This is a genomic window from Paenibacillus antibioticophila (assembly GCF_000455265.1).
Classification (GTDB): domain Bacteria; phylum Bacillota; class Bacilli; order Paenibacillales; family Paenibacillaceae; genus Fontibacillus; species Fontibacillus antibioticophila.
The window spans coordinates 599131-613370 of sequence record NZ_HG005139.1; the positions used below are offsets into that span (position 1 = coordinate 599131).

10 protein-coding genes and 2 tRNA genes are annotated in these 14240 nt (G+C 47.7%); 7 read left to right on the forward strand and 5 right to left on the reverse strand.

What is annotated here, in order from left to right:
• Positions 1-147: 147 nt before the first annotated feature.
• From ilvC to TX85_RS02605, 4 genes are all read left to right on the forward strand, one after another.
• Entirely contained in the window at positions 148-1140 is a 993-nt protein-coding gene (ilvC, locus tag TX85_RS02590; RefSeq protein ID WP_044477592.1) for a ketol-acid reductoisomerase, read from the forward strand.
• Positions 1141-1429: 289 nt separating this feature from the next.
• Positions 1430-2509 carry a 3-isopropylmalate dehydrogenase gene (gene leuB, locus TX85_RS02595; RefSeq protein ID WP_044477593.1) on the forward strand — a complete coding sequence of 360 codons (1080 nt, stop codon included), beginning with the start codon at positions 1430-1432 and terminating at the stop codon, positions 2507-2509.
• Positions 2510-2684: 175 nt separating this feature from the next.
• A complete protein-coding gene (locus tag TX85_RS02600; RefSeq protein ID WP_044477594.1) occupies positions 2685-3095 on the forward strand; it encodes a hypothetical protein in 411 nt (136 codons plus the stop codon).
• A gap of 325 nt (positions 3096-3420) precedes the next feature.
• Entirely contained in the window at positions 3421-4527 is a 1107-nt protein-coding gene (locus TX85_RS02605; protein ID WP_044477595.1) for an ATP-binding protein, read from the forward strand.
• A 57-nt stretch (positions 4528-4584) separates the two neighbouring features.
• Here the strand turns inward: TX85_RS02605 and TX85_RS25680 are convergent, their stop codons facing one another.
• The 3 genes from TX85_RS25680 to TX85_RS02615 are packed head-to-tail and all read right to left on the reverse strand — an operon-like array spanning position 4585 to position 7037.
• Entirely contained in the window at positions 4585-4761 is a 177-nt protein-coding gene (locus tag TX85_RS25680; RefSeq protein ID WP_071784151.1) for a FeoB-associated Cys-rich membrane protein, read from the reverse strand.
• An 18-nt stretch (positions 4762-4779) separates the two neighbouring features.
• Complete coding sequence (gene feoB, locus TX85_RS02610; protein ID WP_233500586.1) at positions 4780-6798, reverse strand: ferrous iron transport protein B; 2019 nt, start codon at positions 6796-6798, stop codon at positions 4780-4782.
• Complete coding sequence (locus TX85_RS02615; RefSeq protein WP_187375124.1) at positions 6795-7037, reverse strand: FeoA family protein; 243 nt, start codon at positions 7035-7037, stop codon at positions 6795-6797. Before TX85_RS02615 ends, feoB begins: the two co-directional genes overlap by 4 nt.
• Before the next feature lie 195 nt (positions 7038-7232).
• Between TX85_RS02615 and TX85_RS02620 the strand changes: the two genes are divergently transcribed.
• A complete protein-coding gene (locus TX85_RS02620; protein WP_044477596.1) occupies positions 7233-8195 on the forward strand; it encodes an aldolase catalytic domain-containing protein in 963 nt (320 codons plus the stop codon).
• A gap of 2038 nt (positions 8196-10233) precedes the next feature.
• On the forward strand, positions 10234-12354 hold the full coding sequence (locus TX85_RS02625) for a putative bifunctional diguanylate cyclase/phosphodiesterase (protein WP_044477598.1): 2121 nt from the start codon (positions 10234-10236) through the stop codon (positions 12352-12354).
• A 138-nt stretch (positions 12355-12492) separates the two neighbouring features.
• Here the strand turns inward: TX85_RS02625 and TX85_RS02630 are convergent.
• Both TX85_RS02630 and TX85_RS02635 read right to left on the reverse strand, forming a co-directional pair.
• Positions 12493-12566 (reverse strand) — tRNA-Gly (locus tag TX85_RS02630).
• Positions 12567-12579: 13 nt separating this feature from the next.
• A tRNA-Pro gene (locus tag TX85_RS02635) sits at positions 12580-12656 on the reverse strand.
• Between the two features lie 531 nt (positions 12657-13187).
• Between TX85_RS02635 and pheS the strand changes: the two genes are divergently transcribed.
• Positions 13188-14222, forward strand: a complete 1035-nt coding sequence (gene pheS / locus TX85_RS02640; RefSeq protein ID WP_044477600.1) for a phenylalanine--tRNA ligase subunit alpha — start codon at positions 13188-13190, stop codon at positions 14220-14222.
• Positions 14223-14240 lie beyond the last annotated feature (18 nt).

Consider the following 14240-nt stretch of genomic DNA (forward strand, 5'->3'; position numbering starts at 1 on the left):
ATCGAATCCCGTCCGTGTATGGCGGGAGATTGATGAGATCGTTACATCGGCAGGGTCTTATGAATCCCCCGTCATACAGGCGGCGAAACAATAAAAATTGGGACGTGCCTATGGCACAGACCCGCAAAATATGGGAGGGCTTTAGAGATGGCAGTAACTTTGTACTATGAACAGGATGCAGAGCTTAGCGTACTAAAAGGAAAAACGATTGCAATTATCGGTTATGGCAGCCAAGGCCATGCCCATGCGCAAAACCTGCGTGAGAGCGGACTTCAAGTCGTTATCGGTCTTCGTGAGGGTAAATCGTTCAATAAAGCGAAGGAAGACGGCTTTGAGGTTCTGTCTGTGGCGGAAGCAACAAAACGCGCAGATGTTGTACAAATTCTTATGCCTGACGAGACGCAAGCATCTGTGTATCATAGCGAAATTGCACCTAACCTGAAAAAGGGAGCAGCGCTGCTGTTTGCACACGGCTTTAACGTTCACTTTGGACAAATTGTTCCTTCTCCGGACAACGACGTGCTTCTTGTAGCCCCTAAATCACCGGGCCACATGGTTCGCCGGACTTATGTTGAAGGCTTTGGGGTACCAGGCCTGATTGCAGTTCATCAGGATGCAACCGGCAAAGCAAAGGAAATCGGCCTTGCTTATGCAAAAGGCATTGGCTGTACCCGTGCGGGAGTTATTGAGACTTCCTTCCGCGAAGAAACCGAAACCGACTTGTTCGGTGAGCAAGCTGTACTTTGCGGCGGCGTATCCGCATTGATCAAGGCTGGCTTCGAAACATTGACAGAAGCAGGCTATGCTCCTGAGATGGCATATTTCGAGTGCTTGCATGAGCTGAAGCTGATCGTAGACCTGATCTATGAAGGCGGTCTGGCTACAATGCGTGATTCCATCTCCAACACGGCGGAGTATGGTGATTATGTAACAGGTCCTCGCATTGTTACTGAAGAGACGAAGAAAGCGATGAAGGCTGTATTGTCCGACATCCAACAAGGTAAATTTGCAAGAGACTTTATCCTGGAGAACCAGTCCAACCGTGCCTTCTTGACGGCAACTCGCCGCAATGAAGCTGAACATCCGATTGAAGTTGTGGGTAAAGAGCTTCGTGGCTTGATGCATTGGATCAAGAAGTAAGGTAACCCCAGATTAACGACCTGTTTTTCCTAAGAAACTTGAGAACTCCCCTGAGCTTGTTGACTTCAGGGGAGTTCGTTTATCCTTTTATAATCAACTTATAGGTTTAACCTATGAAGTTAATAGTTTCTATATCTTTGTAACTCCATGTTATGTATGTTACAACTGAAATAAGATGATACAAGCGAGTTAGATAAGTTGAACTAAAGGCACTCAAGCTGCTTCATTTCCGGAAAGTATAGTCCAGCTTACTACAGATATGAGCTATCCATGAAAGGGAGTTGTAATTATGGCAGAAGTGAAGAAGATTGCAGTCATCGCCGGAGACGGCATTGGTCCGGAGGTTGTTGCAGAAGCGGAGAAGGTTCTTAAGCGGACAGAGGAGCTGTTCGGCTATCGCTTCGAGACCGAGCATGCTTTGTTCGGAGGAATTGCAATTGATGAGAAGGGGACCCCGCTCCCAGAGGAGACTCTGGCAGTGTGCCGCAAGGCGGACGCAGTACTGCTTGGTGCCGTTGGCGGTCCGAAATGGGATAATAATCCGAAGGAGCTTCGTCCGGAGACAGGACTTTTGGGCATTCGCAAGGCACTGGGGCTGTTCTCCAATCTTCGTCCGGCTGTCGTATTTGACTGCTTGAAGGATGCCTCCACCCTGAAGCCTGAGGTGCTGGAAGGAACCGATTTGATGGTTGTCCGCGAGCTTACAGGAGGCATTTATTTCGGTGAGAAATACCGCCGTGATACCGACCAGGGGCAGGAAGCGGTTGATACATGCGCCTACAACGTATCCGAGGTTGAACGTATTGTGCGCCAGGCATTCGAAATCGCACAGAAGCGCCGGAAGAAGCTTGCTTCCGTAGATAAGGCGAATGTGCTGGAGACTTCCCGCTTGTGGCGTGAAGTGGTGAACCGGGTTGCTCCGGAATATCCGGACGTTGAACTTGAGCATGTGCTCGTCGACAACTGTGCGATGCAGCTCTTAAGACGGCCTTCCAGCTTTGATGTCATCGTTACTGAGAATATGTTCGGAGATATTTTGAGTGATGAGGCGGCCATGCTGACAGGCTCGATCGGTATGCTGTCATCGGCATCGCTCGGAGAAGGCAGCTTTGGCCTGTACGAGCCGGTCCATGGCTCTGCACCGGATATTGCAGGCCAGAATCTGGCCAATCCGATTGCAACCATCTTGTCCGTAGCCCTGATGTTCCGGATGACCTTCGGATATGCGGATGCAGCGGATGCGATCGAGCGCGCGGTGGCGGATGTACTGAACGCCGGACACCGTACAGGCGATATCGCAGTCGACAAGAGCAAGGCCATCGGCACAGTTGCCATGGGAGACCTGATCGTCGCAGCAATGTCCAAGTAAAGAAGCCATCGCCATCAGCGAGTTGACTTCGCAATTGCCCGGTGCTACCATGTGAGTTGATTATTCTTTATTCAGGCGGGTTGAGGTATCATTAACCGGTCTTTAGAATAAAGTAGATGCAATAACATATTAGGGGTTCAGGAATATTCCTGATTTGCTGAAAGGGTGATGGGGAATGAGTTTTTGCTGTGGAGCGAGTATGCTGGGCACGAAAGGGACGTTGAAGCATTATCGTACTCAAGTACACAATGTTCCCCTCCTGTTCTGCCCTGTTTGCCATCGGGTGGAGGTCCACTACAAGGTTGAAAATGAGTATGAGGTATTGGCGGAATATGCGCATAGTGACGGCCTCTCCGAAATCGATTTCCAGGATTTTAGCATGGAGAACGAAGATGAAATCTTCGGCAACTGTGTAAACCGGGAGGATGAGGATCCGCTCGATATTGTTCAGAATCAGATTGACCTGTCGCTGGATTTGCTCTCTGTTGCCGTTCAACTCAATGATACAGAATGGGAAGCGGAGTTGAAGCGAAGACTCGCTGTCATGAGCCGCCGAAGAATGAAGCTGTTGCAAAAACATAGCTGATAAAGAAGAGCCGTCATCTCAAGGATCACTTCCTTGAATGGCGGTTTTTCCTTATTCGAAAGAATTACCAGCTGCAAATCGCAATACTTTTTTTCGGATTTCTGTTTATTTGAGAGTATCCCCTCTTTTTCGACAGTATCTCTGATTGACGTTAATTGGAAAAGTTTACTATGATTGAAATAGTTAATTACATATAGGACAGGCTCTAAATACAGTTTCATAAGTAAGCAAGATTGTGTTCCAGGAAAAGGCGGATGTTTCGTTTCATGATCGTTAGTGTCGTTTATGGCAGGAAAGATCATTAAGAGACAAAGGGGGAACCAGCTTGTTAGGCGAATTTCAAGAGACACTGCTCCAATCTGTAAAAGCATTTCAATCCACTGAATTAGTCATGAATAAATATGAGAATGTGCTTCAGCATCTGGATAGCGGGATCATGCTGTTTGACACAGAGGGGACCATGACCTTTATCAATGTCCGAATGGCCAAGCTGCTTGAGCTCCCTCGTCAGTCACTGATTGGTTGTAATCTGGCCCAGTTACTGAAGCACCCTGGCATTAGTCATTACAAGAGAAAGAAGATTATCGGGCTGTATCGGGAAACCATTGTGTATCGGAAGAGAAACTTTGAGTTTATGGATGAGTATGGGCGATATTGGCTTGCGACCATAACGTATAGTGATGAGATGGATGGAGACTATCTGGTCAGTGTCAAGGATGTCTCCGAGTTTAAACAGATTGAAGAAACGGCCTATCAGAATGACAAGCTGGCCATGCTGGGGAAGATATCGGCTGCCATCGCACACGAAATTCGCAACCCGTTAACTGCGATTCGCGGCTTTATCCAGCTGCTCAAGCCCCATCTTGTTCAGTTGGGAAGGGATGAATATGCGCAGATCATTCTGAGTGAGATTGACCGGGCCAACGATATTATTTATGAATTTCTGAACTCCTCGAAGCCTTCGACTCCGCAGAAGAGCGTAATCAGCGTCGCTTCCCTGCTGAAAGAGGTTGTCCTTCTGACAGAGAGCGAGGCCTTGATGAAGGGTTGCGAGATCAGCATTAAGGAAGTTGCGCCTCAGATGAGCATTGCGGTGGATGTAAAGCAGATCAAGCAAGTGCTCCTTAACATGATCAAGAATGCAATGGAGGCGATCGAGGAGGTAGGCAGCGAGCATTCCGGCCAGATTGAAGTGAAGGCTGAGCTTGAAGAGAAATACGTCAACATTTCTATTCGCGATAATGGAAAGGGAATGGATAAAGCGATGCTGGCAAAACTGTTCTCTCCCTTCTTCACGACGAAGGAAAAGGGAACCGGGCTCGGACTATCGGTCAGCTATAGAATTATAAAAAATCATCGGGGAACGATATTTGCCGATAGCATCAAAGGGGCTGGTACGATCTTTGTGATCTCGCTTCCTTTGGCTACATGAATACTAAACCTGCGCCGCACAGCAGCGGCCGCAGGTTTTTTAGCATGCATATTTCACTCATCCCGCAGGCGGCTGCTTGGTCGATGAAGAAGCCGAATCGCAACAGGAAGCTGCACAGGATTGTTGTTGGGCGCAGGCTGCGCAGGCCCCTTGCTTCCGTTTTCGAATACCTCGATAAAAAGCAAATCCAGCATAAGCGAATACAACCGTCAGGATCACAATGTCAGCGATCATTCGTTCATCTTCCTTCCATTAAAAGATCAACTTGCCCCCTTGATAAATAACGATCGATACGAGATAGGCAAGCAGCACAGCATATGCAACTGAAAATGCAGTCCACTTCCAGGAGGACGTTTCCTTCCGAAGAACACCCACGGTTGCCAGACAAGGCGTATATAACAGTATAAATGACATGAAGCTGTAAGCCTGAAGCGGAGTAAAGGCCGATGAAATTTGGACCTGCAGTCCGTTGATATCCGGAACATGGTAAATGATATTCATCGTTGAGACGACGACCTCTTTGGCCATAAAACCAGTCATTAATGCAGCGCCAGCTTGCCAGGTTCCGAAGCCAACAGGCTGAAGCAAAGGGGCGATCAGCCCTCCGACATAGGCGAGAAAGCTATCATCCATGGACTCAGCCACGCCTCCAGGGCCGAGATAAGACATCATCCAGATCAGAACAGAGCCGGCAAGAATAAAGGTGCCTGCTTTACGCAGGAATCCCTTTCCTTTCTCCCAAGTACTTCGGAATAATGTCCGTCCTTGCGGCAGACGGTAGGGAGGAAGCTCAATAAAGTAGAAGGATTTTTGATTCTTAAAGATGGTCCTGGAGAACAGTTTGGCCAGCAGCAGAGTAAGAAGAATACCAAGGATATAAAGAGAAAAGACAACTAGAGCTTGTGATCTAGCAAAAAATACACCGGCAAATAATGCATACACAGGAAGCCTGGCTGAACATGACATTAAGGGTACAAGCAGCATCGTCAAGGTACGTTCCTTTTCCTGTTCAATCCCTCTGGAAGCCATGATTGCAGGAACGTTACACCCAAACCCGATAATAAATGGGATCAGGGACTTGCCGTTCAGTCCGACCATCTCCATTAACCGATCCAGCATTACCGTAATTCGGGCCATGTAACCAGTATCTTCAATGAAGGAAATGATAAGGAACATGATGAAGATTTGCGGCATGAATACCAGGACACCGCCAACACCTGCTACAATGCCGTCTAATATTAATGCTGCAGTGAATCCAGAGACGTTCAGAGCCTCCAGGGCTCCTGAAATAAAAGTACTCAAGGGTCCTGAAATAAAGGTATCCAGCATATCGGATAGCGGATTCCCGAGCCAGTCAAACGTTAGTTTGAAGGTAACATACATAAAGGTTAAGAAGAGGGGGACTCCCCAAAAAGGATGCATGGCCATTTGATCGATACGATCCGTAAGAGTCGGGCGAGCTTTTGGTTGGGTAATCACCGCGCTTTTCAAAATTTCTTGAATGCGCGCCATTCGTACGGATCTCAAGTAGTGAGTCAGTGTCATGGATGGGTCTGTTGCCGCTAGCGACCGCTCTGTCCCTTCAAGAAGGGTATCCAGACGCCGGGAACAATCGTCGTCTAATTTCAGGGCATGGCGTACAGCTTGATTGTTCTCAAGCAGTTGAAGTGCAGCCCAACGCGTTGACAGACTCGCATTAGGGATAAATTTCGCTAATTCCCGGGAAATATCAAGGATAGCTTGTTCAACCGTCTCGCCGTAATCAAGAATCCAATCCGGCGCAGCGGTCTGCGAGGAATTGTGGCTCATAACCTCCAATAATTCATGGCATCCTTTTCCTGTCCGTGCAACCAATGGAATGACTGGAACCCCCAACATACGGGATAATACTTCGATCTGAATATGGACTCCACGGGATTCAGCGACGTCCATCATATTTAAGCCGATCAGAAGGGGCTTGCCGTATTCAAGCATCTGTAAGGTGAGGTAGAGGTTTCGCTCCAACTGGGAGGCGTCCACAATATTTATGATGGCCGAGGGCTCCTGACCGACCAGAAACGTCGCTACCACGCCTTCATCGCGGGACACCGGATTGAGGGAATAAACACCGGGCAGATCTGTAATAGAACCTGCTTTATTGCGAAGCTGGCCTACTTTCTTCTCAACCGTGACACCGGACCAGTTGCCTACATATTGATATGAGCTTGTCAGCGCATTAAACAGCGAGGTCTTTCCTGTGTTCGGATTTCCGATCAATGCGGTATTGTTCAAGATCCGGACACCTCGATCCGGGCAGCCTCTCTTCTGCGGATACTCAGAAGCTGCCCGCGACATTCAAGCAAGACCGGTCCGCCCCACAGACAGTAACGCTTGACGGTAATGCTTGCACCCTCATGAATGCCGAGGTCTGCAAGTCTTCGCCGCAGCATGGGGTCGATATGTATCAGTTGCGAGATTACAGCGGAATGACCAGGTTTGAGCCGAATCAGATTTTCCGAACGGGGCTGCATTGTTTTCCCTCCAAATAACATTATTCGATATTGATAATCACTCTCAATCGGGATCAATATACAGCATACTTCTGGAATTAACTGTGAAAATAGTCACAAAAAACAATAAAAGAAATGGCTGAACATCTTTACTTTTACTTTTCTCTTCAAGTAAGATGGTAGATAAAACATGCACAAAGAAGGGACACGGTACGGATGAAGGAAAATCAATGCAAAATCGTAGACTGTACAATTCGAGACGGGGGACTTGTTAATAACTGGGATTTCAGTGTTGAATTTGTCCAAAAATTATATGCAGGCTTGAACGAAGCCGGCGTCGATTATATGGAAATCGGATATAAAAACTCTCCAAAGCTGTTGAAGGGAGCCGACGAGGCGGGACCTTGGCGTTTTCTAAATGATGATTTCCTGAAGAAGGTCATTCCGAATAAAGGAAATACGAAGCTCTCCGCACTGGTGGATATCGGACGAGTGGATGAAAATGATATTTTGCCGCGCAGCGAAAGCTTGCTCGATCTGATTCGGGTTGCCTGCTATGTGAAGGATGTGGACAAGGCTCTGAAGCTTGTTCAGACTTTTCATGACCGCGGATATGAGACCACGATTAATATTATGGCACTGTCTAACGTTATGGAGCATGAACTGCTTGAGGCGTTTGACATGATCAAGAACAGTGTCGTGGATGTCGTATATATTGTAGATTCTTATGGGAGTTTGGACTATAAAGACATGGAGCATCTGGTAAATAAGTTTAAGCAGCATCTGCCGAACAAGCGTCTGGGCGTTCATACGCACAACAACCTGCAGCTTGCCTTCTCCAACACGCTTGTTGCCGCGGATCTAGGTGTCGAATTGCTTGATGCTTCTGTATACGGAATGGGACGTGCCGCAGGCAACTGTCCGACGGAGCTGTTAGTCACCCATCTGAAAAATACAAATTACAAGCTGCGCCCGGTACTGGAGGTATTGGACCAGTTGCTGGTTCCTTTGCGCGAGAAGGAAGAATGGGGATATCTGATCCCCTATATGATTACGGGAAGTCTGGATGAGCATCCGCGCTCGGCGATGGCCTTGCGTGCCTCTGAGGACAAGGACAAGTCGGTCGACTTTTATGACAAGCTGACAACACCGGAAGTCGGATTCGACAAGAGCAAGTAAACATTGTACTAAGTAGGGCCATCCCAAAGGACTTGATCTGGAGGGAGGCCCTATTTATGTTAAGAGACCGGCGCATCACCGAATTTATGCTGAGTGCAATGTTGCATATATGCGGGGAAGTGTGCAATAGCGGGAAGACAGTTAAATATTGGAGGGCGAGTTAGAGGGGCAACGTGTGAAGGGTTGCTACGATCGCTGTTGTTCGCGGATTTCTATGATTGGACTAAGTTCTAACAAGGGAGAAATCCGCTCACAAAGGCGAACGCTAACGCTTCTACAGCACACTTCACACTTATGCCCTGGCTACTTCGCCTTTACAGTTTAACTGCTATGCAGTTAGCACGTGCCTGCGCCACAGTCGCATTACGGTAAGCTTGCAGCTTGTGGCATGCAAGCAGGATACTCCGCGCGCCAATAGCCTCCTCCTAACTTCACTTTACTGCCAGCCCCTTAGACTAGGCATCACAAATGGAAGCCTGCGCGATTCACTTTACGCACAGCTAATGGAACACTGGGCGCCTGGAGTTGCGCCCAGTTGTACGTTGCTTCGGCCTTGCGCGGAACATGGAACTTCGTTTTCCGACCGGTTATTCCATTCTTGCTCCGAACTTTACTCGTCCTACTTGATCAGCCTCATTCCGGTCACACTCCAGTGAAATTACTTCCCTTAAAATCTTCATTCGACGCTCGAACCCACTTTTAGTGAAAAAACTTACCTTAGATCGCCAGTAACTAGCCAAACCCACGTTTTAGTCAACTTTAAGTACAAAAAATTCACTATATCCGCATTTCTATCATTTCCACTGAATTTAAGGTAACTTTTTTCACTACACGTGCGTGTTCCGTATTTGCATGGGGTCTACCAACCGTCGCCATGCTGTGAAGCATCGCTCGTTGGTAGCCTTGAGCAGTTTGAGATCTGCATGATGCAAGGTGTGTATACGTACTTCGTTACCATTTTGCAGAATCTGCTGGGGATAGTCCTTGTGTGGGTAGTTGTCCATGCACCTGTCCGCTAAAGGTGCAATGATACGCAGTTACTGTTAAGTGTGCAATAGTGGAAAATAGTTAAACTCCATTAGGCGAGTTAGAGGGGCAACGTGTAAAGGGTTGCTACGATCGCTGTTGTTCGCGGATTTCTATGATTGGACTAAGTTCTAACAAGGGAGAAATCGGCTCACAAAGGCGAACGCTAACGCTCTATGCTCCCGATGCAGCTTTCTTACAGAAAGCTTTTACCTTTACACTTATGCCCTAACTACTGCGCCTTTAAAGTTCAACTACAATGCAGTTTGCACATAGCTAAGCCTAAGCACTGCAATAAACTTGCCTCTGTGGCATGTCAGCAGCAGGATACTGCGCGCAAGCCTTGGGCAAAAGGCGCGCACAGGGCAGATTGTACGATCCACTTTATGCACGACGTCAATAGCACAACGCGTTTTTTTCATTAAAAGCGTATGGTGTGTACTTGGTTGGCTTTTTGCAGATAGTCTTGTTCTGTGATTTACATAAAATTGTCGAGGGATTCGAATGCTTAGTCACTGCATGGTTTGCATTGTTAGCTATTAAAGTGCGTTCGGCACATGCAAATCCGGAATGAAGAGCCTGCGTAATAAGGGCATAAGTGTGAAGTGTTACAAGCTTTCTGTAAGAAAGCTACTTCGGAAGCATTAAGCGAAAGTGTTCGCCTTTGTGAGCGGATTCCTACAATTTCAGATTTTATTTAATCAAAGGAATCCGCGAACAACAGCGATCGTAAGCACACTTCACACGTTGCCCCCAGCACGCAGAATCAATCTTTAGACGGTTTTATGCTGCTGCACACTTGCAGCAAACTGCGCCTAAAGGAGCGTACCATTAACTTGAGCTTAGATGAGTCACTGCCGAGCGAACTAGTACGATAAATTTCTATTAACCGCAATGAATAATAATTCGAAAATTGTTATTTTAAAATGGATAAAGCAGGAATAGATCATTTCTTGTTGAATTACTATTGTGTGCGACTTGCAAGATACCAACCTCCAGGAGTTGAGCATATATGAACGTCAGGACAGAGGAGAAGACAGCAGTTATTCACATCGGGCTTGGTCTGTTGGTAATGATAAGTCTATTCGCATTTTTCGAGAATTTTGAAAATTTCGGTGATACTCAGACTATTCAGGTTATTCAGCTGGTAGGAGGACTGATCTGCGGGGCAGTGGCGTTCGCTATCTTTGCGCAGGGGTGGATCTGGTTTGCCGAAAAGTTATCGAAGCATCGTTTCTACACAGCAATCCTGTTCATCGTGCTGGCTGGCTTCAGCTTTCTGCTTGCCATGGGACCAGACGGAGCAGGGGTAAGGGATTCCGATATGGATACCCGGCTGAGTAATGTCTGCCTTGTTATCTCACATCTGATATGTGCTGTAGGAATGTTAGTGATATTTTCAGCTTCGGACAATCAAATTACGAGACGGTATAAAGTAAGTGTTCTGCTTGGAACAGCTGTTGGGAGCGGTGCGCTGCTCCTGCTTTTATTCTCTTATCAGCAAATTTTACCGGAAAGTATGCTTGAGCTCGGCAGCTTTCCTCAATTTAAACTAACGATATGGATCATTACCATGCTGCTGTATTCCGCGGGGATCGCAGGTGTGATGTATCATCATTGTAAAGCAAAAACGATCGCCTCGCTGACGGTGGTTCGCGCCTTGCTCTTCATGATGATGGGCTATTCCCTGCTGTTGACCGGTGATCCTGCCAAGCCCAGCTTTTATCATATGATCGGGCAATGGTATATGGCGATATCTTATTATTTTGTGCTTAAAGGCGTTTATCAGCTAACGATTCTGGAGCCTTTCCGCGTTCAACAGAAGATCGAGGCCCGTATGAAGCATATGGCTTATCATGATGACCTGACGGGTCTTCCTAATATTCGCCGTCTGAAGGAGACGCTTGCCGGGATGCTAAGCACATCCTCAAAGACCTCTGAGCTTAAGGGCGTCGCAGTTGTCAATATCGATCGGTTTAAAGCAATCAATGATTCGTTAGGCTACAGCACAGGCGACCTGCTGTTGAAAGAGCTTGGCAAAAGGCTCGAAATGCTATGTACCGAGCAGGAGAGGGTATACCGGCTTGGTGACGATGAATTCGCTTTAATATTCACAGGGCTTACCGAATCGAAGCAATTGGAAGGCCGTGCAGAGCAATTGCTGCATTCTGTTAATCCCTCCATCACAATCGTAGATACGGAGTATCATGTTTCCCTCAGTATGGGGCTGGCTATTTTTCCGTATGATGCGAAAAGTGTGGATCATTTGATCCAGTACGCCGACATGGCCGTACATTATGCTAAAGAACGGGACGTGACCTTTCTTCGGTATTCGGAAGACATGAAGTTACGCACACAGGCAAGAGTGGAATTGGAAAACGATATGCGAAAAGCCTTGGACAGAGAGGAATTCTTCCTTGAATTCCAGCCTCAGTTCAATTTATTGAGCGGAAAAATGGTGGGCATGGAGGCTTTGGTGAGGTGGAATCATCCGAAGCGTGGCTTACTTCCTCCCAATGAGTTTATTCCGATCGCGGAAGAGTCCGGTTTAATTGTACCGCTGGGAGAATGGGTGCTCAAGACAGCTTGCGGGTATAACAGAAGATGGCAGCTTGAAGGCTTTGACCCGGTATGTGTATCCGTCAACTTATCCATGCGGCAGTTCAGACAATATAACCTGGCGGAAAAGGTGGACTCCATTCTTAAAGAGGTTGGACTTGAAGCCCATTACCTTGAGCTTGAAGTAACGGAAAGCATGACCTTTGATATCGAGACGGCTCTAAATCAACTGGAGAGCTTGAAGAAGCTGGGTGTACATATTAGTATCGATGATTTCGGCACGGGGTACAGCTCTTTGAATTATCTGAAAAGTCTTCCTATCGACCGCCTCAAGATTGACCGTTCCTTTGTAAGGGAGGTCATGATTGACGGTAATGATGCAGCGATCGTATCCACGATCACGATGATGGCGCATCATTTGAAATTAAAGGTTACGGCGGAAGGAGTAGAGAGCAAGGAGCAGTTGGAGTTTTTGAAGCAGCAGAATTGTCATGAGGGTCAGGGCTACCTGTTCAGCAAGCCTGTTAAAGCAGAAGAATTGAGAGATCATTTCCTGAACCGGAAGGCAGGATAAATACAGGAAAAGGCAGTTCTATCAGCCTGCGGGCTGAGGAGCTGCCTTTATTGATATGAACGGGCATTTGAAATGACACATAACAAAAAACAGCCGCTTAGGAAGAGCTTCCTAACGACTGCCGAGTTGTAAAATAGATGGAGCGGGTGATGGGAATCGAACCCACGCTACCAGCTTGGAAGGCTGGAGTTCTACCATTGAACTACACCCGCATGATAATTATAATGGTCGGGACGACACGATTTGAACATGCGACCCCCTGGTCCCAAACCAGGTGCTCTACCAAGCTGAGCTACGTCCCGTCAACTTCACATTGGGTAAATTCTTCAGTGAAGACAAGAAATAATATAGCACTTTTCAAGAAGGGATGCAAGCACTTTTTACCTAAAGAAAAATTGCTTGCCGGAGAAATTTCAAGGCATTGCTTGCCATCGAAGTCAACTTTTCATATAATAGCAGATAATTGAACAAGCAAATGCAAAGATGGAGATAAGTAAGCAGAAGCCTCCTCACAGGGACAGGGTGCCATGGATTGAGAGCACTCTTGCGGAAACAGGCTGCTGAAGTTCACTCCGGAGCAGTGCCTTGAACCCGATGGAGATTTGGATCCCGCGGCAATAGAGGTTACCGGCTGCGACCCGTTATGTCGATCAAGTGAGAATTCAGGCCAGACTGCGAGTTTGTGGTGTTTGCAGGTGCTTATGAGTTCTAACAAGGGTGGTACCACGGTCTGTTCGTCCCTTTCTGGGAGAACAGGCCTTTTTTATTTTTCCAGTGAGGCAATAATGGACATGAAAGATCTTAGCATGAAAGTCTAAAGGGGGATTCAATCAATGAAACAGCGTCTGGAATCATTGAAGCAGGAAGCAGTGGAGCAGCTTGGCGGGGTTGCCGATGTGGCCCAGTTAAACGACCTTCGGGTAAAGTATTTGGGGAAAAAGGGAGCACTAACAGAAATCCTGCGGGGCATGGGGGCATTGAGCGCTGAGGAGCGTCCGATCATTGGCCAGGTGGCGAATGAGGTGCGGGGCGTGATTGAAGCTCTGGTTGAAGAGAAGCAGGCAGCGTTCGACCGCAAGGAGACAGAAGGACGCTTGGCGGCGGAGAAGGTCGATGTTACCCTGCCAGGCCGCCCGATGACGCAAGGCTCAGTTCACCCGTTGAACCAGGTCATCCAGGAGATTGAAGATATTTTTATCGGTATGGGCTATCGAATTGCTGAAGGACCTGAGGTGGAGACGGATTATTATAACTTTGAAGCGCTGAACCTTCCGAAGAATCACCCGGCGCGGGATATGCAGGATTCCTTCTATTTGACGGAGGAATTGCTGATGCGTACCCATACCTCTCCGGTTCAGGTGCGTACCATGGAAGCGATGAAAGGGGAGGTGCCGGTCAAGGTTATCTGTCCGGGGCGCGTATTCCGGCGTGACGACGACGATGCGACGCATTCCTTCCAGTTCCATCAAATCGAGGGTCTTGTTATTGGCGAAAAGATTCGAATGAGCGACCTGAAAGGCACACTGCTGGAATTCACCCGCAAAATGTTCGGCAGCCAGACTCAAATCCGGTTGCGTCCAAGCTTTTTCCCGTTCACTGAGCCCAGCGTTGAGGTTGATGTAACCTGCGTGAAATGCGGTGGTGACGGCTGCAGAGTATGCAAAGATTCGGGCTGGCTGGAAATCCTGGGCAGCGGCATGGTCCACCCTCGCGTTCTGGAGATGAGCGGCTACGATCCTGAAAAGTATAGCGGCTTTGCCTTCGGTATGGGGATGGAACGGATTGCGATGCTGAAATACGGTGTCGATGACATCCGTCATTTCTTTACGAATGATCTGCGTTTCCTGCAGCAGTTTTCGAGAATATAGAGCGCCGAATAGGGAAGG